This is a genomic window from Pseudoalteromonas sp. PAST1 (assembly GCF_021532515.1).
Taxonomy (GTDB): domain Bacteria; phylum Pseudomonadota; class Gammaproteobacteria; order Enterobacterales; family Alteromonadaceae; genus Pseudoalteromonas; species Pseudoalteromonas simplex.
Genome location: NZ_JAKGBH010000049.1, coordinates 1 through 22,181, shown reverse-complemented (window position 1 = coordinate 22,181; position 22,181 = coordinate 1). Strand labels below are relative to the sequence as shown.

Genomic DNA, 22,181 nt, shown 5'->3' with positions numbered 1-22,181 from the left:
GCTTATGCAAATGTTTTATCGACTAGCTCACGAACAAACGAAAATGCTTGTTGAGCAGCAATAAGCGCATTTTTCCGTTGTAAATCATCAAGCTCTATTTTATTGATTGAATTAGAAAACTGTTGCCATGCAGCACCGCGGCCTTGCTCGGCTGGTGCTAAATGTCTAGCGCCAAATGTCTCTGATAAATCAATACGTTTGGCGGCTTTTAATAAATATTCTGCACCGAGGTTTGAGCCTTCAACTACATACAACCACGCTAAGCCTTGTTCAAATGAGAATGTGTGCTTATCAGCGTATTGCTTACGAATTTTATCGGCCTGCTGTTTAAATGATAAATCGCATAAATCATCGTACACAGCATCTAAGCGCTGCATACCTGCAAGCCCTGCAATGCAATCTTGAAACCTTTTATCATGATATAAAGGGGCGACCGTAATATGAAATGCTAGCTGTACTTGTAAAAACAATGCATAGCGTTCAATGTTTGAAAAAGGCCTTTTAGTCATAATCGCTTTATCTAAACCATCATGAATAGAAGTTGTTTCTGCTTTAAACTGGGCTGTTAAAGTGTTCTCTTTAATTGTTTCCATATCCAATGAAGACATGATTAACTCCGTGTAGCTAATATTTAATTTATAAAAAATTCAACAGGTAAGGTGAGCGTTAATGTAGTACCTGTTATTTCGTCTGGGGGTAAGGGTAATGGTTCTGCGCGTTTGACCAGAGCAAGTACCTCTTCATCAAGGGATGACACACCGCTTGCTCTAAATAAAGAGACTGCAATTACTTGGCCTTCTCGATCCATTGTAAATTTGACCCAAGGCACGCCCTGCTGACGTTTCAGTTTTGCCATTCGAGGATAGCGTTTACGTCTTTCAAGGTGAGCTGATAATTGCATTTGCCAGCGCTGCTTAGCCTCAGCTTGTTGCTTGCTAAATACATTACTTACTGGGCCTGTACGCTGTTCTGCTGGTGCTGCATCAATTGATTTTGGTGCAGTTGTCTGTGCAACAGCGCTGTCGTTCTGGGAATTTTGTTTTGTCTGTTCAACTTTCTCTTTAACAGGCTTAGCGTCATCAACAGCTGTTTCTTGCACTTTTTCAACTTTAGCTACTTTGGGTTTTTTAGTTACTTTAGGCTTTGTAATTTTAATTTCAGACTGCTTGGCGATAAGCTCTGGTTGCTCGACTTTAGGCTGTTCTTTTGGTTTGGGTTTAGGCTTACTCTCAGCTGAGGATTGACTTGCCATCTGTTGTTCAGGCCCCTCAGGTAGTGCATTTTTGGGTACTTTAGGTGCGGCTACCATACTAATGACGACGGCATCAGGCATTGCTGCATTTGCAGTTTGTGTTATTGCAACTGCTGGGCTCATAATAAAGTAAGCTGCAACCAATAGATGAACAACTAGTACTGTTGAAACACAGAGTAACTGTAATTTACGATAGCCTGTTCTAAGCGTTGGCTGGCCAGCTATCATGCTCATTACTGCTGACTCGCTTGTGTTTTTTCTAGCCCAACTAACGCAATGTTCTTATAGCCTGCTTTAGAAAGAATATTCAGCAAATCAACAAAGTCCCCGTAATCCACACTGCGATCTGCGCGGATCAAAATTGCGTGCTCATGAGTGATTTTTTGCTGCAATAACGCTTCAACTAGTTCGGTTTTCGCGACAGACTGCTTTTCACCAATAACCAAAGACAAATCTTTTTGTAATGTAAGGTAAGTTGGTTTTTGTTCAGAGGCTTTCGTTTCAGAATCAATACTGGGTAGTTCAACAGGCACGCTAACTGTTGCTAATGGTGCAGCAACCATAAAAATAATCAGTAAAACCAACATAACATCAATAAACGGCGTGACATTAATGTCATGTTGTTCAACTAGTTCTTCATCATCTTGTTGTAAGTTAAAAGACACGGCTTTATTTCCCTGCAGCTTTGATTTGCTGATAGTCAATTAACTGCTCTAATGGTTTTGCTTGAGAATCTTTTGCTGATAAATCTCGGCTAAGGATTGTCATTATGACAGTCACTGTGTCTAATAATTGCGATTTATAGGCTGTTATAGAGCGTGAAAAATAGTTGTACATTACAACTGCGGGTATTGCTGCAACTAAACCAAGAGCTGTTGCAAGTAATGCTTCAGCTATGCCTGGCGCGACAACAGCAAGGTTGGTTGTTTGTGTTTTGGCGATGCTAATAAAGCTATTCATAATCCCCCAAACAGTACCAAACAAACCAACAAATGGAGCAACAGAACCAATGGTTGCTAAAACCCCCGTACCTTTGTTCATATCTGCAGATAGCTCGGCTTTTACCCTATCTAATCGAGCTGCAACACGCTCTTTTAATGCATCACTTGTCGTTGCGTTATTACTACTTAAGCTAAGCTCATGTAGGCAAGCTTGAATTAATAGTTTTGCCGTACTTGGCTCTTGAGTTAAACCTTGTTCTGCCATTTTTAAGTTATGACTATTTAATAGTTTGACTAATAAAGCCCTGCCTTCACGTTTACTTTTATTAAGATAAATAAGCTTCGCGATAAAAATACCCCAACACACAATTGAAGCTAGTAGTAGGCCAATCATAACGGTTTTAACAATCACATCGGCTGCTAAATACATACCCCAAGGCGACAGATCATGACTAACAAAAGCTGCGCTATCGGCTAATTGTGGGTTATCTAATTTAGTTACTTGGCTTACTATTTCATTTACTGGGTCTTGCTCAGATGAATAACTATGCCCGGTAAAAAAGCCAACAAGAGCCACAAAAAGCACTACTCCAAATTTCATTAAATCTACTCCAGCCAACTGACAAAAATGGCGAAAAAAATAAACGTCATATTTTATAAGACGCACCAAAATCATTTTCCCGTAATAAAAATTAAAATTTTTTGTCGACGGCGGGCATTTGCCTTAAGCGATTCGTTGTAATTCTCTGATTGAATGGAATGTTTTGAAAAGAGATTAGCCAAAAGTAGTAATTATCATATTTTAAACAACAAACTTGCCTTGAAGAAATAACAATGATACGGTAATGATAATTGTTATCATTTGCTGTTGTTGGTAGGGAACCGCAGTGCTTAATTACACCGGTATGGATCTATTTGTTCGCGACAATCAATTTTGGTTATTAAGGTTTTTACAGAAGAAACTTAACCTTCATTGCCATCATGATGCACAAGACCTTTCGCAAGACACATTTATTCGTGCTCTGACTTCGTCAATTGATTTATTTGAAGTGAAAGAACCCCGTGCTTACCTTGCTACAATTGCAAATCGTTTAATTATCGATAAAGCAAGACGTAAACGCATTGAGCAAGCCTACCTTGAAGCTCAGTTAGAGTCTTCACAAGAATATGCCCCTTCGTGTGAAGAAGTGCATGAAATGATTCAAAAACTAGAGGCGTTATCGCGCTTACTTGAAGGGTTAGCAGATAAACCAAGGCGCGCATTCTTAATGGCAAGGTTAGATGGTCTGAAGTATCAAGAAATTGCTCAGGAACTGAATATATCGGTGAGTATGGTGCAAAAATATATCGCTCAAACATTGCTTCATTGTCACAGTCAATTACTCGATTAAGCCATAATGTCCGTACAGTACCCAGACTACAAATCTAAGCTTGAACAAGCCGCAAATTGGTGTGTCTTACTCAATTCTGACAACTTCACCGATGCTGATATTCAAGCCCATAGTCAGTGGCTCAAAGCCGATCCTGAAAATCAAAAAGCTTACTCAGAATTGCAAGCACTGTGGCGCGAATTTGACAGCACTGATAACAGCCATTTTGATTCGAAAATCCTCAATAGGGTACTAGATAAAGATAAGCCTAAGTCTAATCATTTTGCTAAATCGGTCGTTTTATCGGCACTTTTTGTCGGGTTTGGTCTCATAGCCAGTCATGTAGGTCTAACAGGAATCAGTTCTGATTATTACACTCTAAAAGGGGAGCAAAAAACTGTTGAGCTTAAAGATGGCTCCATACTGACTCTCAACGCGCAAACCCAAGTGGATATAGAATTTAGTTCTAAGCAACGATTGATTAAGTTGAATCAGGGAGAGATACATTTAGTGGCAAAAACTAATTCAAGTTGGCCATTAGTGGTGGAGACAGATAAAGCAACGGCAACAGCCTTGGGGACACAATTTACTGTTAAACGCCACGAACAAGATACCTTTGTCGTTGTGAGTGAATCAAAAGTAGAGCTGTGCTATTTACCTGCTCAAAAATGTGTCGTAGGTAAGGAAGGTCAAGCAATGTCAGTGGCTAATAGTCACCTCATTGGGCCAACAGCTGCAAACCCCGATATAGAATTAGCATGGTTAAATAATAGGTTAGTTGCTAATAATATGAGTTTAGCTAGGTTATTAAGTTTGCTTGAGCCTCATTATCAAGGCGTGTTTATTTACAACCAATCCGCACTTGAACATATCCGAGTTTCAGGTGTTTACCCAACAGACAATATTGCTATGGCGCTACAGATGATAGCGTCAGAACCCGCGGTGACCCATACCTCTGTCGCTAAGTATTTTGAATATATCTCATTGAAATAAAATAAGTTATAAAATTATTTTCATTATTTAATAAATTTTATTACTGCTTTTTGATTTTGCTGCGTCCTATTAATAGCTCTAAAAAATAATGAGAACTATTTATGTTAAAAGGCCGCTTATCGCGTTTAATTTTTACAGTCTTGCTATGCTTGCAATTTACATTTTCTGCAAAGGTGTTAGCGGATCAAGCCCACCAACTTGATATACCGCAAGGTAGTTTGGCTGAAGCACTTAATACATTTGCCCTCCAAACAGGCATCTTGCTGCAGTTTGATCCTAAGCAAGTTGGCGATCTGCAATCAACTGGTCTAAAAGGGGAATTCGAACTTGATACAGGATTCCAACAGCTTCTCTTAGGGACTGGCTTGTATGCCGAGAAAACGGCTAATGGAAGTTATGTTATACGTGTACTCTTAGCCCAATCAAATGGTGATATTTTACTCGATACCTTAGAAGTTCAGGCTACATCTAATAAGCGTATAGAAATTTATCAATCAGCCTCTTCAAATACTCAACTTGATCAAGCTCAGCTTCAACGTATTGCCCCACGTGATACATCAGATATTTTCTATAACGTTTCAGGTGTTACCACTTCCCAAACTCGGCAGGAGCCTGGGGTTGCAGTAAATGTTCGTGGCTTACAAGATTTTGGTCGAGTTAATGTGATGATTGACGGAGCTAGGCAGAACTTCAAACGAAGTGGTCATGGTGCCAATGGGATGGTTTATTTAGATCCTCAATTACTGTCGAGTGTCGAAATTGCGAAAGGACCGGTAGGTGAAAGTGGTGGTGCTGGCGCGATTGCTGGTGTTGTAAATTTTAAAACGCTTGAATTTGATGATTTGGCGGCTCCCGGTAAAGATCATGGTACTAAGCTAGCCATTTCATCTGGCAACAATGCCTATCACATGCAAGGCTTATTAGCGTCTACTGTGCGTGTGGGAAAAGATCTAGAACTTGTTGCTGCGGTAGGGCATAAGAATGTTGGCCGTTTTAAGCCAGGCCAACATGGTGGTAATGCTGATTCTAGTAATTACTTTAGCGCAATGAGTAACTTTACCGAGCAAGATAACTGGTCGTCATTACTCAAAGCTGATTACACAATAAATAAAGAGCAGTCAGTAAAACTTAGTTATATCGGCTTTTATGGCAACTTTGAAGAAGGCTCAACGACATCAGTAGATGCAGAGCCCGAAAGTAGCAGTTCACTTAATAACGATACGATTAAATTAGATTACACATGGGCTGCAAACTCAAATTACCTCAATCTTAATGCCAGTGTTTATTACAACCGCACTCAAATGCGTCAGCATGTTTATGAAATGGGAGAAAGCAGCAATCCCTACGGCGAGTTTAAATTGCAATATGAAACCAACACCCTAGGTATGGTTGTTGATAATCTTGCCTTTTTTAGTCTCAAGCATGATTGGTTAACACAACATGAGTCATTGTTATTAGTTACTTTAGGCGGCGAGTATTTTAAAGACTGGACAGAGCCTCAAGCAATACAGCAAACGCCAGGAACTGGCGACCCATCTTGGTTTACAGGTGCAACCCCTGAAGGTGATCGCTCTCTAGGCAGTGCTTATATTCAAACTGAGTGGCAATACGGCGAGCATTTTTCTTTTGAATCAGGTTTGCGCTATGAGCAATTTTCACTGCAAGGAGGTGGAGAAATATACTCTGGTTACATTCTTAACCCTCCCGGAGTTTCGCCTAGTCGCACTTTGATCTATACCGACTTTGACGTTGACCGGCATGAAAATTACCTTTCACCAAATATGCGTTTAGCCTATCGCTTTAACGATAAAATACAAGGCTACTTAAGTTCAGCTCAGGCAGTCAGGCCGCCTGAAATCACAGAAACCTTATTATTTGGTGCTCATGTTGGTAACTCTTTCCCTTTTTACCCAAACCCTGGACTTGAAGCTGAAGAAGCTTGGAATAATGAAATTGGTCTTAATTTTGAGTTGCTTGATATAGCCAAAGGCCACGATTTATTCATTAAAACAGCATGGTTCGAAAATACCATCGATAACTTTATTGTCCAAGGTCGCGTGATGAGACCTACTTCTATTGATGACAGTGGAATGACATTGAGTTATGTCAATTTACAAGATGAAATCCGTTTTGATGGCCTTGAACTGCAAGCTGATTATGAATCAAAAAGGCTATTTGCTGAGCTTAATTACACCAAAATGAATGTTGACCTTGGCAAGGGAGGCTATGATCCATTTCCTCTAGGCAGCCAAGTAGGTTATCCAGAAACAAGTATGGGTCAAGCTGGATCGGGAAGCTTGAACTATATCCCTCCACCAAAACACAGTGGTGCATTGACCCTAGGCTTAAAGTTATTTGAAGACACTTTAAAGTTAGGCGCTCGAATGCGTTACGAAGATAACGACGGTCGTGGTGGCAGCGCTTATGAAGACGTTGTTGACTGGCAAGTTTATGACTTTTGGTTGGAATATCAATTCACATCACAGTTTAAATTACGTATGTCGGTCGACAACCTGACCGATCTCAATTATGCCGAAGCAAATGGTACTTCATATTGGATTGCGCCTGGGCGCACCGCCACTGCTCAATTAACCGCAACATTTTAAATAATAAAGGAATAAAAATGCAACATACCTTTAAGCTAGCCCTTATTACCAGTGCATTGTTTAGCGCAAATCTTGCAAGTGCAGCTGAAATTAACCTACAACAATTACATGCATTTGGTACACCGCAGACCATTATGATGGGCGGCGATAAAGGCATGATGCCTGCAAAACCACCGACATTAAATACCCATAATGGTAAATTAATAGGTACTTTTCTTTCTGGTGGTGGTAGTGACTTTGCCACGCTAACGCAGTCGGGTATTTATAGCTTCACTCCCCAATTAACCGAAGGCGAGTTAACCGACTACACCACATATATAAACGAAGTTAATAACGACACGCTAGCCTTTGTAACGAATACCGTGGTTGATAGTCAGGGAGTTGTTTACGGTGGCGCAAACAGAACATTATTCAAATGGAGTGAAGGCGAAGTAATAGAGGATGCACTATCGCATTTGGATCTCTCTAGTATTAATGGGGGAGACTTCCAAGTACAAGGCTTGATGACAATAGATGCACAAGACAACATCTATTTTGCCGCTTATGAACGAGGTAGTGATTATAGTGCATTACTGCGTCTTAATAGTGAAGGTGAAATCGCTGTACTGATTGACTTTAGCCGTGATGAATACAAACAGGGCAATATTTTTACTAAAGGTGAAGCGCCTGCCTCACTGATATACAGTGAGCAAGATAATGCTATATATGGCCTTGCACATAAATCTTCAAAGTCTGATGGAGCAGGCAGTACCGAAGGCTTAGAAGATGGCGACTTCCCAAGCGGCACCTTGTTTAAGCTAGATTTAACTAATGCTAAAACGGATGGCAGCTCAGAAGTACAAATTTTAAAAACCTTTTCTAATAACCTACATGGTCTTATCGATGACCATACCTTAGCAACCAACTCGTTAGTAGAAAGCGGTGATTGGTTATACGGAACGTCAGCTAAAACAGTATGGCGTGCCCACAAAACCAATTTAGACGCATTTACCGTGTTACATACATTTGGTTCAGAACAAGATGAAGCAGAAACAAACCTAAATGGTAAAACGCCAGCGGGTCCACTTGTAGTTGCAGCAGATGGAAATATTTACGGTACAACAACCGCCGGAGGCAGTGACGATAATTCAGGTGTGCTATTTCGTATTAATCTAAGTACAGATGCACGTGATCTTGATAAAGAGCAAGACAATTTTCAGCTTGTACTCCACTTTGCAGATCAAGCTTCACCTTTACCAGTAGGTTTAACTGCTGGTGCGCGAGAGAATGGCGAACAAATTATTTACGGTGCCACCAATGGCGACGCGGTAAACGACACAGGAAGCGTATATCAATTCACTGTAAAAGAGCATGCCTTGGAGTTTACCACTCAAACTTCAGAAATAACTTTAGGAGAGAGTGTTGAAGTCAACTGGCAGTCAACCAACTTAAGCCAATGTACTGCCAGTGGCGATTGGCAAGGTGCAAAAGAAACCAGTGGTACTGAATCAATTGAGCCAAGCTCTGAAGGTGAAAAATCTTATTTATTAAGTTGCCAAGACACTGACCAAAAAACACATGTTCAGTTAGTTAATGTGGTTGTAAATCCAAAACCAGAGCTGAACTTTACTTCTTCAGTTACCGAAATCACCTTAGGAGAAAGCGTAGAGTTAAATTGGCAAACATCTAACTTAAGCCAATGTACGGCTAGTGGTGACTGGGAAGGTACAAAAGAAACCAGTGGTACCGAAACTATCGAGCCAAGCACTGATGGCAACAAATCATACATTCTAACTTGCCAAGATAACGACCAAACTGACTATGTTCAAACTTTGGATATTTTAGTTAATCCTGCACCAGAGCCTGAACCAGAACCAGAGCCTGAACCGGAAGATAATAGCAGCAGTGGTGGGGCATTTGGCGGTGTAATCTTGGCTCTTGGCTTATTAGTTGGTAGGCGCTTTCGTAACAAAATTAAAAGCTAAATTAGCAACCAGTTTTGCTAATTAACCCAGTCATATCAATCTGGCGCGCAATTGATATGACTATTTCAGACCTCTAGGTCATTACAAAAACAGAAAAGGAAATATTATGTCTATACAAGTTTCATATGGTGCAAATTATAGCTACGGCAGTTTAAATGACTTTTTCACCTACGCAAGTGAGTTTTTTACGGATACAACTTACGATGAAAGCATTGGTAGTTTCGCTGGTACTGAAAATCCAGATCCTATTGTAGATTTAGGTTTTTGGGGGAGCTTTGGCACATTCTCTGGCACGCAATTTGTGCAAGAGGGCACTTCAAGCGATGGCAGCCTAGGCTTTATCATTCAGGCTGCTGATGGTTCTTACTTAGATTACACCTTCTTCTCTAGCCCATCTCATACAATTTACGGTGAAATTGCCTCAATTTCCTTTGGTTACGGCATCACTCAAGATGCTAACGGTGAATACAGCTTCACTGATGAGTTAGTTAGTTTCGATGGTCTAGATACCATAGGCCTAAATGCCGGTATTGATACAAGCGGCAATGTGATTGACCGTACAACTGGTGACAATACCACCCATAACATTGTAGATGGCTTAAAAGATGCGGAGTTTGATTACTTCACTACTTTACTATCTGACAATGGAATTGACTTAACCCTAAACGACACTGGTGCTGCTAGCTTTGCATCACTTGACACTATTGGTGTTTCAAGCTTTGTCGAATACGAACTCGTTGCATAATCTAACTGCACTGTAGCTTTGCTGCAGTGCTACTTAAAATTTATTGAGCTAGCTATGAAAACACTCTGCATTTTTTTATTCACTTTGCCGCTTTCTTGCCTTGCTAACACGGCGGTTGACGATGTTAGTGTAAATTACCTGACTTCACTTCATTATAGTGGCCCTGAAGGTTGGCCTACGGCAGGGAAACCCTATGCCCCCCCTATCTATAATGCTGAGCGAGACCAACTACTGGGAATATCATCCACAGGACATGTAGATATTTTTGGTAACGACACTAGGGCAGCAAATATGTGGGGGCTGGCGCCGGTGCAAGGTCATTATTTTTCATTGGCTAAAGATATTAAATCATACGTGGGTTTTGCTGAGCATCCACAGCTCGATAGGCTTTATAGTATTGATTTAGATGGTAACATTTTTTATGTCCACTCAGATGGCAGTAATAAAAATATTGTTTTTGATAACAGTGAGGAAGAGCTTAGCAGTCAACCTAACGTTCAGCCCATTTTTGATCAGCAGGGGCGGCTACTGTTTATAGACACAGACGGCGAATCTTACTCGCGGTTAATGCGCTTAGACGCCGATAATACCCTGATTGAAATGCACCGTTTTAACAATAACCCGCATGGCTATTATACTGGTGCGGGAGGTATGTTATTGAGTGGTAATACATTATTTGGCTATTTGGCCTACCCCAGAGGCACACCATTTTTAGATACACTCTCGATTGATGATGATTTTATTGTCGGCGCCCTCTACGCAATGGACTTAAGTAACGACCCAGTACAAAGCCCTGAAATTATACACGAGTTTACCTTAGCCGAGGGAGAAGTTCCGTGGACAAGAGGTGAAGCTGCGCGTATAGCCACCTATTTGGTTGAAGACCAACAAGGTTATTTATACGGCACCACGTCGGTAGGTACTTGTAAAACAAAAGGAATAATCGTTCATAATCAGCAAGAGGCAAAATTTGATAATGGCATTTGTGGTGGTAGCTATGCCTTATATTCTGTGACCGATAAAGAAAACCTCATCCATACAGAATATCCTCATTATGATGGCAGTAACCCTTTTGGCTCTGTATTTAGAGTAAAAAAAGATGGTTCTGATTTTGTGTTAGTGCATACATTTAGTGACCTAGATGGCAGTCAGCCCCGCGGACCAATGGCGATTACGGACAATGGCTACCTTTATGGTACAACGATGGGGGGCGGTGTCCATAAAGATGAAGTTATAAGCGTAAAGCAAGGTAACCCATATCCTTCACAATTTGGGGAAGTAACCGGGAATGGCACCATTTATCGCATTCGCCTCGCAGATATTAAAGTTGAAAATGGCGTGGTCGTTGAAAGTGGTTTTGAACATGTACACTCTTTTAAAGCGGGGATAGATGTTGATGCCGACGGCAAAGTGCCAACCGGTATTATGTTAGCTGCAAACGGTAACTTATACGGCACCACCTTATATGGTGGCCGAGGGTACACCGATAATTCTGGTAATAAATACCTCAATGATAAATTCGGTACTGTATTTGAAGTAGATTTAAGTGCTCAACAGCCGACAGGCTCAGTGTCAATCAGCATAACTCCAGGGTCTATAAAGCAAGGAGAGCAAGCCGAAGTGACCTGGTCTAGTTTTAACGCAACCGATTGTAAAGCAACTGGCGAAACAGTGATTGGCGACTGGCAACCTGATTCGCCACTAGAGCCGCAAGGCAGTATGGTTATTTCGCCACAGACAGGGGTTTATACATTGACAGTTAATTGTAAGGATAGCGATGTGAATAGTCGTTTTGCTGCCCTAGCAACCTTGTATGTGGATGCAGAAGCAAAAGCAAAAGACAGTGAATCACTTAGCTATGGTAATGGCGGCAGTTTAGACTGGCGTTGGCTGTTTTTGTTAACTGCGGCAGCATTGTTTAAACCAGTTCGTACAACGAGGTTTAAATGAACGCTTCGCAAGCGCTTAGTAAACCACTTAAAGATGCTTTAAAGCTGCAAATGCGCAGTTTTTATCATGTTGCAGGGTTTAGTGCGGTCATTAATGTATTAATGCTGTTGCCTGCAATCTACATGTTGCAGGTTTATGATCGCGTTTTGAGCTCAGCAAATTTAGACACCTTATGGCTAATCTCTTCGATGGTTGCGGTATTTTTCTTATTAATGGGGGGGCTGGAGTGGATCCGAAGCCGAGTATTAATAAGCATTAGTCAACAATTTGATAAAACTTTACACAACCGTGTATTTAATGCGTTATATCAGCATCAACTTAAAACTGGTAACGCTAACTCAGGACTACTGATTAACGATCTTAATCAAGTTCGTCAGTTTATGACAGGGAGTAGCGTGTTTGCCTTTTTTGATGCGCCTTGGGCGCCTATTTTCTTAGTCATTCTGTTCTTTTTTCACCCTTTATTGGGCACGCTCGCATTGGTTGGTAGTTTAGTGTTATTTGCTTTGGCTTTAGCAAATGAATTATGGGCTAAACAGTCTCTACTTTTAGCCTCACAAGCAACTACAAATGCTAACAGACTCGCCAGCGATATCATTAATAATGCCGAAGTTGCTCAAGCCATGGGTATGCAGCAAAATTTACAAGAACGATGGCAGTCAGAGCACTGGGCTGGAATTTGCCATCAAAGTGAAGCGAGTAATTTAAGTTCTGTTCTTACTGCAACCAGTAAAGTTTTACGACTCGCATTACAGTCAATGATGCTAGGTGCAGGCGCATGGTTAGCTGTTGCGGGAGAAATAACAGCTGGAATGATGATTGCGGGCTCTATTTTGGCAGGACGCATGCTCTCGCCAGTTGAGCAATTGGTTGGTGCTTTTAAACAATGGCAATCAGTTAAGCAATCACAACAACGTTTAAATGGCTTGTTATGTCAATATCCATCAGTAAAGGAAGGGGTTTGTTTACCTAAACCAAGCGGTAAATTAACCATTGAGAACGCCACTTTAATCCCACCAATGGCTCAGCATCCTGTTCTTAAAAATATTAGTTTTGAGCTTGAACCCGCAGAAATTTTGGCCATTATAGGCCCCTCAGGTGCTGGTAAATCATCAATTGCGAGAATGCTATGCGGTATTTGGGAGCCGCGTATAGGTAAAGTGCGTTTAGATGGCGCAGATGTATTTCAGTGGAATAAACAAAGCTTAGGCCCTTTTATTGGTTATTTACCACAGAATGTGAGCCTTTTTGCAGGCAGTATCGCGCAAAATATTGCGCGATTTGGCGAGGTGGAAGATCACTTGGTGATTAAAGCCGCGAAGTTGGCTGGGGTCCATGACATGATACTCAAGTTAAGTAATGGTTATGAAACGCAACTAGGTGAAGCAGGAACCGGTTTATCGGGCGGCGAAAAACAGCGCATAGGCCTTGCAAGAGCTGTGTATGCTGATCCTAAGGTGGTTATTTTAGATGAAGCAAATGCGAATTTAGATGATAGCGGTGAGGCTGCATTAGCAGCAACAATCAAAACGTTAAAGCAAGCTGGCAGTAGTGTGATATTCATAACTCACAGAGCGAATATTTTAGCTATGAGCGATAAAATTTTGTTACTAAACAAAGGCCATGTTCAGGCATTTGGCGCTAAAGAAAACGTATTAAACGCCATGCAAAGAGCCAAACAAAGTCAACAGGGAGTGGCAATAGCATGAATGCTCAACACGGCATAGCAGGTCGTAAATACATTCTTTGGGGCTGGATTATGACGGCACTAAGTTTGGGTGTTTTTTTACTTTGGGGAGCCTTTGCACCACTGGATAAAGGTGCTGTGATTGAAGGTCAAGTTATTGTATCTGGAAGAAAAAAACAAATACAAGCTCCACAAAGTGGGGTGCTTGCCCAGTTGTTAGTGCAAAATGGTCAGTGGGTTGAGAAAAATCAGCCTTTAGTGATCCTCGATAACCGAGTCGCTAAAAGTCAGCTTGAGGCCGCAACAACTCAATACTATATGGCACTGGCAGAAAAAGAACGTTTATTTGCTGAGTTTACACAAACGCCGAAGTTGCACTATTCATCAGCGCTAACCGAAATAGCATTACCACAAGCCGAAGAGGCTATGCGCTTGCATCAGCAATTGTTTGTACAAAGAAAAGCAACGCAGGATGCTAAACTCTTACTGTTAGAAAATAACAAACACACTACGCAATCGAGAATTTCAGGCCTACAAAATGTGGTTGCCAGTCAGCAACAGCAATTGGCGGTATATAAAAACTGGCTTAGAGACACACAAGCTTTAGTTGATAAAGGCTATCAATCACAAGAAAAACTTTATCAATTACAAGCACAAGCTGCGGAGATCAGCGCTGATTCAGCAAATTCACAAGCAGAACTAAAAGCACAACAGGCCAGGTTATTAGAGCAAGACAGTCAATTACTACAGACAATAAAAGCTTACAAACAAGATCTCAGTCAACAGATGGCTACCAATCAAGCAAGTATTAGTCATTTCAAACAGCAGATCATTACGTCTCAATTTAGCCTGGATAATAGTGAAGTTCGCGCACCAGCAGCGGGGCAAGTCGTAGGCCTTAATGCGTTTGGTGATGTAGTATCCCAATCACAATTATTAATGGAAATAATGCCTAAAGGCCAAACTCTTATTGTCGATGCGAAAGTACCAGTTCATCTAATTGATAGCATCTTACTTGGTCAAGAAGTTGATTTGCTATTTAATGCTTTTAATACCAGCACCACGCCAAAGGTAAAAGGCAATATAGATAGCCTGACACAAGATATTGTCAACGACCAACGAACTGGGCAACCTTATTATCAAGTAACTATTCGCGTCAATGAACAAGCGCTGCTAAAAGATTTGGTGTTACAGCCAGGGATGCCAGTTCAAGCATTTGTTAAAAATGGAGAGCGTTCGATGCTGAGTTATTTGTTTAAACCTTTAATTGATCGTATTCCTCATGCAATGGCTGATAATTAAAAAGAATTTCACTTTAATTAATAATTAAGAAGGTTTACCTAATAAATCAGCTTGAATGAGAATGATTATTGTTTATAATGTCCGCCTGCCACGCAACGGGACTTTGTAAATTTTGACTAGCAAGACCACTAACAGAACTGGGTTCAACTCGCTGTATCAAGAACACCACGAATGGTTAGTTCGTTGGATTGCTAAGCGAACAAGTAGTGCTGATAATGCCCAGGATCTGGCGCAAGATACGTTTATAAAATTGTTAAATAAGCCAATGCTTTATGATGATATGCGTAGCCCTCGTGCCTGGCTTACGAAAGTTGCTGGTAACTTGATGACAGATCAATTACGCAGGCAAGTGCTTGAACGTAATTATCAAAGCATGCTCGAATCAATGCCTGAGTCTGACTACTTTTCGCCCGAAGAGCAATTAGAGTTGCTTAACTTACTTGAGCAAATTGACAAGTTACTCACGGGTTTGAAAGCAAAAGAAAAAAAAGCTTTTTTAATGGTTAGATTGGATGGCATGAGTTATAAAGATGTTGCAAGCGAACTAAAAGTAAGTTTATCTTCAGTCGAAAAATATATCGCTAAAGCAACACTACAGTGCTACCAACTTGTTTATTTTGACAGCTAAATCTGATGAATTTTAGACTCAATCACAATCAAGCTCATATTCCAGAACACATAGTTCAACAAGCAATTCGATGGCAAATTAAAATTGAATCTGGCAGCATCAGTGAGGCAGAGCAGGCACATTTTGTGCAGTGGCGCAGTGCAGATCCATTGCATGAGCTGGCATGTGCTCGGTTACTACACCTTGATAAAGCATTTAGTGATGTTGCTGTAAAGTCCGCCGGGTATGCACGAGAAACATTACAAAAAACAGACCATGAAATTGATAATCTGCAGCGTAGACGTTTGCTCAAAAGCGCGCTTGGTACGACACTAAGTGTAGCCGGTGTGGCTTTTTTAGTTGAGCAGCAAGGCGTTCGTCATTATTTAAGTGCCGATTTATCAACCAGAGATAGTCGCGAAGAATTTACCATTTTCAAAAATAGCCAACTGTGGTTAAACCGCCATAGTACGGTAGAAATTGATGAGCACAAGAGTAATTCTATTACGCTCACGCAAGGTGAGTTATTTTTAAAAACCGCAGCTATTGATGCACCAGTACAACTGCACACTGCTCATGGTGTATTTGCTACTCAAAACGCAGAAGTATTTGTTCGTCATGAGGCAAGCCATGCGGTTGTACAAGTAAATAAAGGCTTACTGCATTACAGTGCAGCGGCAAGTGAAAACAGTTTATCCCTACAAGCAGGCTCAACGTATCAACTCTTTTCCAATAAACAATTTACGTTAAATTCTGGGGTTTTTGATTACAGTAGTTGGCGTCAAAATCTACTCACTGCCAGAGCCATGCCGCTTGCCGATTTTTTACACGAGTTGGCTCGTTATCGAAGCGGCCATATTCGTTGCCATCCAAGTTTAAACGACACGCTAATTTCTGGTGTATTTCAGCTTTCAGATACAGATTTAATTTTATCAACTGTTGCACAATCAGTGGGTGCAAAGCTTAACTATCTGACCCGTTTCTGGGCTGAAATTTTGCCAAAGTAAAATAATTCTCATTTATTTTTACGGCTTTTCATTTTTCGTTCGGCTTTATAGGTATGTAACGAAAAAAGGAAACTCACATGCCGTCTCGTGTATTGCTTTCTAGCTGTGCCATATTTGTTTCGAGCCTGTTGTCTGTGGCCCCAATTTATGCGGCGCAATCATCAGCTAGTTCAGCTAATTTCACATTAGTTCAATTTGACTTACCTGCAGGTAATCTAGGTGATTCATTAACGCTGCTTTCACGACAAGCAGGGATCACACTGAGCTTTGATGAGCAAATCGTAAAAAATATATCCGTATTAGAGCTTAAAGGACGCTACAGCACAGAAACGGCTTTAAATAAACTTTTACAATCAACCTCATTAGAAGCGTTTTTGATTGCTCAAAACGCTTGGATTATTAAAGCAAAGCCACAATCAGATGTGATTACTCTTGATACTATTCAAGTTCAGGGACAACACAATAAACTAAAAAATAAAACCTATACCGAGGCAAAATCGGTAAACGTCATCACTCAGCAAGATATTGAACGATTTCGCGGTACCAGTGTTGGCGATATATTCCAAGGTACACCTGGGGTATTAGTCAGTGAGAACCGCAACTCAGGTGGTTTAGACATCAATATCCGCGGTATGCAAGGTCAAGGCCGTGTGCCAGTTATTATTGATGGAAGTCGCCAAGAAACAACTGTTTATCGAGGGTATTCAGGTGTCTCTAGCCGCAGTTATATTGACCCTGATTTAATTGGCTCAATGACGATTAGTAAAGGCCCTGTTATGGATGCGCAAGGGACCGGTGCGACGGGCGGATTAGTGAGTGTTAGCACTCTTAATGCAGACGATATTGTCAAAGAAGGTGAGCTGTCAGGTGTACGTTTAAGAGCGAGTGCTATTGGTAATAGCTCAAACGCACCTCAGCCTGGAACCTATGCAGGCTATTTTCTCCCTCGTAATGCTTATCGCTCAGACTGTCGCTTTCCAACTTATTGTACTGAACAGTACTTGATGCCTGAGCATTTTGCCCCAGAAGAAGGAATGGACAGGCCTAGTTTGTTAGAGTTTGCGAGTTACGCGGGGAGTGTCGCTGCAGCAAAACGCTTTAGTTGGGGTGACTTAGTTGGTGCTTACGCTAAGCGTGAACAAGGCAATTATTATGCAGGTAGCCATGGCCCTAAACCCGAATTGATTTATGGTGAGCCGGTTAAAATGGCTTGGTATACCGAGACTCCAGTTTCTGTGGAAGGTGCGTCAAGATTTCGTGCTAATGAGCGTATACCAAATACAAATTTCAATAGTGAGTCGGTATTACTTAAAACGAACTTGGTGATGCCAAAAGATCATAGCTTAGAGATGAGTTATATCCTTTATAACAGCGAATATGGCGAAATGATGCCTTCGCAAATTCGCTCTTTTGGACAAGCAAGACAATGGCTTGACAGCGAAGTAACAAACCATACCTATACATTAAAATACAAATGGCAACCGCTTACTTATGATTGGGCCGACTTTTCGGCTAATTTGTGGCATACAGATGCGATTACAGATTTAAATACGCCAGATGTCGGCTCGGTGGATATTGCCGATAACATAGCTCGAAAAGATGACTATCAGCGTTGGGGTGCTGAATTTAGTAATAAAATGATGTTCTACAATCATGGCGAACTTGCATTGAGCTATGGCATTGCTGGGCAGTGGGAAGATATGGATACCGACACGCCCCAAACAGAAGGTTTTTATGCTGGTTCAAGAAGCGGTTGGCGTAAAGAGTTTAGTGCTTTTAGCGCCGTAGATTGGCAAATTACAAAGCAGTGGCAATTAGAAGCAGGATTGCGCTTTAGTCATTTCTCTTCAAAAGATAATAATCCTTTAGAGCTTAAGCCCAATGATCCCGCATGCACACCTGATGGGCAAGGAGGCTGTGTCCCTGTCAATTATCAGAATAGTCACTCAGGTAGTGCGCCGCTTATTGCTTTAACATGGCAAGCGTTAGACAGTCTTCAATTATACATTAGACACGCAGAAGCTTTACGCATGCCAAGCTTGTTTGAAAGTACTTCGGGCTGGTCTGTGAGCCCTGTGCTTGATATCCCTCTGAAACCTGAGCATGCCAAAAATCAAGAATTGGGTATTAATTATTTAAACGAAAAAATAGCGAATAACACAGAGCAACTGGCTATCAAACTTGCCTATTTCGAGAATCATGTAGATGACTATCTGACTCGGACACAACCAAATGCGTGGGAGCAATCACAAGGCGGTATGCTCGATTTTTTCCGCATGCGCAATATCGACAGTTTAGATCTTAATGGTGTTGAGTTGAACTTTAGTTACACAGCACCTTTTTGGTTAGTTGAATTAAGTGGCACTAAATATTCCCATATTGAAGTGTGTAATGTTGGTAGCTATGTACGCTATTACTGTAATGACTGGGGGATCCCTGAGAGTTACATCAATAATATGATCCCGCCTAACTGGCATGCCAGCATGCATTTAGGCTTACGTCTTTTTGATCAAAAATTCGAGACTGGTTTACGCGCTACCTTTATGGGCGAGAGAAACTCAATTCCTCGATACAACGCACCAACAGGTTTTAATGAGCCTGTGCTATGGCACAGCTATAACCTTTTAGATTTCTACAGTTCATACCAATTTAACGATACGGCGACCCTTGATTTTACTATCGATAATATTACCGATCGTTACTACTTAGACGCATTGAGCTTAGGACTTGTGCCAGCCCCAGGGCGCACAGCCAAGCTTAGCTTAACTTTACAATTTTAATTGCCAGAAAAACCTGCAAGGAGACCCCGATGAAATTGATGCTACATACATTCACCGCTATAGGGCTAGCTTTAGCGCTAACCGCTTGTGGTGGAGGTGGTGGTAACGACGATAGCACCCCTGTTGTTGAACAAAAACCGACGGCTGTTATCACTAGCAGTACAGAACAAACAACGTTTTCACTTAAAGATGGTGCAGTACAAATTCAACTAAGTGCTGATCAAAGTAGTAGCGCTGATAACAAAGAACTTAGTTATCAATGGCAACTTATTTCTCGCCCAGAACAAAGTGAAGCGGCTTTAACCAGTAACGATAGTCTTGGCACCGATTTTGTGGCTGATCTTCCTGGTGAATATGTCATTAGTCTTATTGTTAATGATGGTGTTAATAACAGTGAAGCAACACGCATTACTTTTAATGCAACATCACCATATCCGACAGCAATCACTGAGCCTGTATACAGTGTAAGTTTGGGCACAACGAGTGTCGGCCTAGATGCAAGTGCTAGTTTACCTCCTACAGGCGAGACAGGCAGTTTAGATTATCAATGGAAGATTGTTGAAAAACCGGCTGAGAGTGCGGGTTATTTAAGCAATGAAACACTTAGTTTAGCTACTCTATTTGTTGATGTAGCTGGAGATTACAAACTAGAGTTGGTTGTTTATTACGGAAATATTGCCAGTGAACCAAAAACGGTTACCGTAACTGTTTCATCAGGTAATGCTCCACCTGTTGCGATTGCTGACGATGTGATGGTTAAGCTTGGGCAAACAGTCACGCTTGATGCATCACAAAGTAATGACCCTGAAGGAGCGTCTTTACAATACCGTTGGAAATGGGCTTACAGTCCTGTTGAACCTGATGCTATTCCATTACCTGAATTAACAGGAAGAACAACAGATACACTTACTTTTACGCCAGCTGCAGCGGGAGAGTATTCATTGGTACTGTTTGTGTTTGATGGTGCAAGAAAAAGCGAAGAGCGTGAAGTTCTTGTAACTGTAGAGAAAGATCCTGAGTCTAATGAAAACAAAGCACCCGTTGGCGAGTTACTCGCAACAGGCTATTTCCCTTCTTATAGTATTGGTGAACAAGAAGTTGGTTTACGCGCTGAGTTTAATTTTTCAGGCTATGATCCAGAAGGTGAAGCACTGCAAATAATCAGTGCGGAACTTATAGAAAAGCCAGAAACAAGTACTGTTGAGTTAGTTGATATTGGTTCTTGGAAGCCAATGGGCAAAAAGATCCAAAAGCTTGATGTTGAAGGCATGTATAAAGTACGAATGGTTGTATCTGATGGTGTTAATCAACTAACAACCAATGCAACAATGGAAGCTAAAATTGGTAATGTTAATGGGCAGCCTTCAACACGCGGTGTAGATGCTCAATCTAAATCAGTTATTGTAGGTGATGCACTTGTATTCGATGCATCAAGTGAAGACCCAAATGATGATCCAATGACATTCCATTGGGAACTTGTTGATCGTCCAGATGGCAGTAACGCGGTTATTGAGCCAGTTATTGAACCTGAAACCCAAGAGTATCGCCGTGCTCGCGTGGTAACTGATGTACCAGGCTCATATACTGCGCGCTTGATTGTTGAAGATGATCGCGGACTTTTTGCAAAAACTTATGCAGAAGATGATGGCCTTGCAAAACTTACCAATACTGCGCCTGAAATTCGTTCTGTTGTGTGGGCACGTAGCTGGGGAAGACTACAGCCAGGTGAAGATTACTATCAAATCTTACCGTGTATGTCATTATTACATCGCCCAGTTACGGTTGATGCTGATGGTGACGAAGTATTCACCCATGAAGAGTTAATTAGCACGCCTGAAGGAGGAGAATTCACAAGTTACCCTGATGAAGCTGATTGTCCTGCCACACGCGGTCAAGTGTTTACCAAACCAGGTACTTATACATTCCGTTATTCAGCGACTGATTTAATAGACGATGCACCACAATATGATTTTGTTGTTAAAGTTGATCCATTATCAGAAGCGAAAGGTGTTCGCTTACGAAGCATTAATGAAGATGGCGAAAGCTTATGGCACCCACTACCGTATGAAACAATTCCACCATTTGCAAATGGCTTTAGTGCAAGCTCGCGTCCATTCTTAGAAGAAGGCTATGTGCAGTGGGAGCTAAGTGCTATGGACAGTGCTTATACGATTGAGAATGTTAAGGTGAGCCATATTAATGGTGGTCTTGCGAGTCTTACCCCTCGCTTTGAAAACCTGTATGAAGGACGTGTTATTCAACAAGGCGAAAGCTTAGCATTTCAAACCATAGTACCTGCAGTGCCTTGTATTCGTAATGACGATAAGTCTGAAGGCTTCCATTTTTCTTTCAATATTAGAGAAATCCCAGAAATTACTTATGTATACGAAATATGGCGCACAGCCGATGAAGACAGTCTTTTCAATGAGTGGGAAGAGTGTGAAGAAGGCCAGCTAAATTAAACAGCCAAATTAAAAACTTAAACAAGCGAACCTTCGGGTTCGCTTTCTTAATATTACCCCTTCCACGTTCCTTTAGACGATATCGCAAATCAAACAAACGCATTCAGAGTTCACTCTGATAATACTAGTAGGGAATTGTACGCAAATATACTTTTCCATTGTGATAATGCAAAAGCGTATTGCTAACGATAATGTAGGGCGAGGCTTAAGGGCAGTGAAGGAGTAGCGTGCTACTTCTTTTTGTTTACTTATCATTTAATGTAATTAGAAACATGGCTAGTATTTCAACTTGTTTCTGTCGGATAGACGACACCTGTTACCAAGTGTCGCCCTCCTAAGAACCGTACGTGCAACTTTCACTGCATACGGCTCAAGCCTTCACGAAGGTACCTAATTGGTACCCAGCAACTTATAAAGCAGCGAGATTAGGCTCATTCCAAGAGTTGCGGCATTGCCTCTTTGCTTTTCTCTTTGCCAAGTATTCTTGGTATAAAGGATCAAAAGGCGTAGCTTCA

Annotated in this window: 16 protein-coding genes; 12 read left to right on the top strand and 4 right to left on the bottom strand. The window is 41.3% G+C overall.

Going from position 1 to position 22,181, the window contains the following annotated elements; genetic code table 11:
* Window positions 1-2: 2 nt before the first annotated feature.
* From L1272_RS18655 to exbB, 4 genes are read right to left on the bottom strand one after another with little or no spacing between them, the layout of a single operon-like run.
* Window positions 3-608, bottom strand: coding sequence for a biliverdin-producing heme oxygenase (locus L1272_RS18655; RefSeq protein ID WP_235374056.1), 606 nt, complete (start codon window positions 606-608; stop codon window positions 3-5).
* Window positions 609-631: 23 nt separating this feature from the next.
* Entirely contained in the window at window positions 632-1,486 is an 855-nt protein-coding gene (locus L1272_RS18650; RefSeq protein ID WP_138617835.1) for an energy transducer TonB, read from the bottom strand.
* Complete coding sequence (locus L1272_RS18645; protein WP_054553556.1) at window positions 1,486-1,917, bottom strand: biopolymer transporter ExbD; 432 nt, start codon at window positions 1,915-1,917, stop codon at window positions 1,486-1,488. The genes L1272_RS18650 and L1272_RS18645 overlap by 1 nt, the downstream gene beginning before the upstream one ends.
* A 4-nt stretch (window positions 1,918-1,921) precedes the next feature.
* Window positions 1,922-2,794 (bottom strand): tonB-system energizer ExbB, encoded by an 873-nt coding sequence (gene exbB, locus L1272_RS18640; RefSeq protein WP_235374055.1) that lies wholly within the window; start codon window positions 2,792-2,794, stop codon window positions 1,922-1,924.
* 286 nt (window positions 2,795-3,080) lie between these two features.
* On the opposite strand from exbB, the gene L1272_RS18635 reads away from it, so the two are divergent.
* From L1272_RS18635 to L1272_RS18580, 12 genes are all read left to right on the top strand, one after another.
* Entirely contained in the window at window positions 3,081-3,584 is a 504-nt protein-coding gene (locus L1272_RS18635) for a sigma-70 family RNA polymerase sigma factor (protein WP_200909101.1), read from the top strand.
* 6 nt (window positions 3,585-3,590) lie between these two features.
* Window positions 3,591-4,556 (top strand): FecR family protein, encoded by a 966-nt coding sequence (locus tag L1272_RS18630; protein ID WP_138599164.1) that lies wholly within the window; start codon window positions 3,591-3,593, stop codon window positions 4,554-4,556.
* 101 nt (window positions 4,557-4,657) lie between these two features.
* On the top strand, window positions 4,658-7,162 hold the full coding sequence (locus tag L1272_RS18625) for a TonB-dependent receptor (protein ID WP_187489365.1): 2,505 nt from the start codon (window positions 4,658-4,660) through the stop codon (window positions 7,160-7,162).
* Window positions 7,163-7,179: 17 nt separating this feature from the next.
* Complete coding sequence (locus tag L1272_RS18620; RefSeq protein ID WP_235374054.1) at window positions 7,180-9,126, top strand: choice-of-anchor tandem repeat GloVer-containing protein; 1,947 nt, start codon at window positions 7,180-7,182, stop codon at window positions 9,124-9,126.
* A gap of 106 nt (window positions 9,127-9,232) precedes the next feature.
* Window positions 9,233-9,871 (top strand): heme acquisition protein HasA, encoded by a 639-nt coding sequence (locus tag L1272_RS18615; RefSeq protein ID WP_235374053.1) that lies wholly within the window; start codon window positions 9,233-9,235, stop codon window positions 9,869-9,871.
* 54 nt (window positions 9,872-9,925) lie between these two features.
* Window positions 9,926-11,821: a hypothetical protein gene (locus L1272_RS18610; RefSeq protein WP_235374052.1), complete on the top strand. Its 1,896-nt coding sequence runs from the start codon at window positions 9,926-9,928 to the stop codon at window positions 11,819-11,821.
* Window positions 11,818-13,530 (top strand): type I secretion system permease/ATPase, encoded by a 1,713-nt coding sequence (locus tag L1272_RS18605; RefSeq protein WP_235374051.1) that lies wholly within the window; start codon window positions 11,818-11,820, stop codon window positions 13,528-13,530. The genes L1272_RS18610 and L1272_RS18605 overlap by 4 nt, the downstream gene beginning before the upstream one ends.
* The gene (locus L1272_RS18600; RefSeq protein WP_235374050.1) at window positions 13,527-14,810 is read left to right on the top strand and encodes an HlyD family type I secretion periplasmic adaptor subunit; all 1,284 of its coding nucleotides are present in this window, start codon (window positions 13,527-13,529) and stop codon (window positions 14,808-14,810) included. Before L1272_RS18605 ends, L1272_RS18600 begins: the two co-directional genes overlap by 4 nt.
* Before the next feature lie 112 nt (window positions 14,811-14,922).
* Entirely contained in the window at window positions 14,923-15,438 is a 516-nt protein-coding gene (locus L1272_RS18595; RefSeq protein ID WP_054553565.1) for a sigma-70 family RNA polymerase sigma factor, read from the top strand.
* Between the two features lie 5 nt (window positions 15,439-15,443).
* Complete coding sequence (locus L1272_RS18590) at window positions 15,444-16,424, top strand: DUF4880 domain-containing protein (RefSeq protein WP_235374049.1); 981 nt, start codon at window positions 15,444-15,446, stop codon at window positions 16,422-16,424.
* A 77-nt stretch (window positions 16,425-16,501) separates the two neighbouring features.
* Window positions 16,502-19,204, top strand: coding sequence for a TonB-dependent receptor (locus tag L1272_RS18585; RefSeq protein ID WP_235374048.1), 2,703 nt, complete (start codon window positions 16,502-16,504; stop codon window positions 19,202-19,204).
* 29 nt (window positions 19,205-19,233) lie between these two features.
* Complete coding sequence (locus L1272_RS18580) at window positions 19,234-21,666, top strand: PKD domain-containing protein (protein ID WP_235374047.1); 2,433 nt, start codon at window positions 19,234-19,236, stop codon at window positions 21,664-21,666.
* Window positions 21,667-22,181 lie beyond the last annotated feature (515 nt).

Bases quoted from the DNA above. Each gene is read 5' to 3' on its own strand.
- L1272_RS18590 (WP_235374049.1), top strand. From the start codon at position 15,444: ATGAATTTTAGACTCAATCACAATCAAGCTCATATTCCAGAACACATA.
- L1272_RS18580 (WP_235374047.1), top strand. From the start codon at position 19,234: ATGAAATTGATGCTACATACATTCACCGCTATAGGGCTAGCTTTAGCG.
- L1272_RS18650 (WP_138617835.1), bottom strand. From the start codon at position 1,486: ATGAGCATGATAGCTGGCCAGCCAACGCTTAGAACAGGCTATCGTAAA.
- L1272_RS18605 (WP_235374051.1), top strand. From the start codon at position 11,818: ATGAACGCTTCGCAAGCGCTTAGTAAACCACTTAAAGATGCTTTAAAG.
- exbB (WP_235374055.1), bottom strand. From the start codon at position 2,794: ATGAAATTTGGAGTAGTGCTTTTTGTGGCTCTTGTTGGCTTTTTTACC.
- L1272_RS18615 (WP_235374053.1), top strand. From the start codon at position 9,233: ATGTCTATACAAGTTTCATATGGTGCAAATTATAGCTACGGCAGTTTA.
- L1272_RS18630 (WP_138599164.1), top strand. From the start codon at position 3,591: ATGTCCGTACAGTACCCAGACTACAAATCTAAGCTTGAACAAGCCGCA.
- L1272_RS18655 (WP_235374056.1), bottom strand. From the start codon at position 608: ATGTCTTCATTGGATATGGAAACAATTAAAGAGAACACTTTAACAGCC.
- L1272_RS18600 (WP_235374050.1), top strand. From the start codon at position 13,527: ATGAATGCTCAACACGGCATAGCAGGTCGTAAATACATTCTTTGGGGC.
- L1272_RS18625 (WP_187489365.1), top strand. From the start codon at position 4,658: ATGTTAAAAGGCCGCTTATCGCGTTTAATTTTTACAGTCTTGCTATGC.
- L1272_RS18620 (WP_235374054.1), top strand. From the start codon at position 7,180: ATGCAACATACCTTTAAGCTAGCCCTTATTACCAGTGCATTGTTTAGC.
- L1272_RS18585 (WP_235374048.1), top strand. From the start codon at position 16,502: ATGCCGTCTCGTGTATTGCTTTCTAGCTGTGCCATATTTGTTTCGAGC.
- L1272_RS18610 (WP_235374052.1), top strand. From the start codon at position 9,926: ATGAAAACACTCTGCATTTTTTTATTCACTTTGCCGCTTTCTTGCCTT.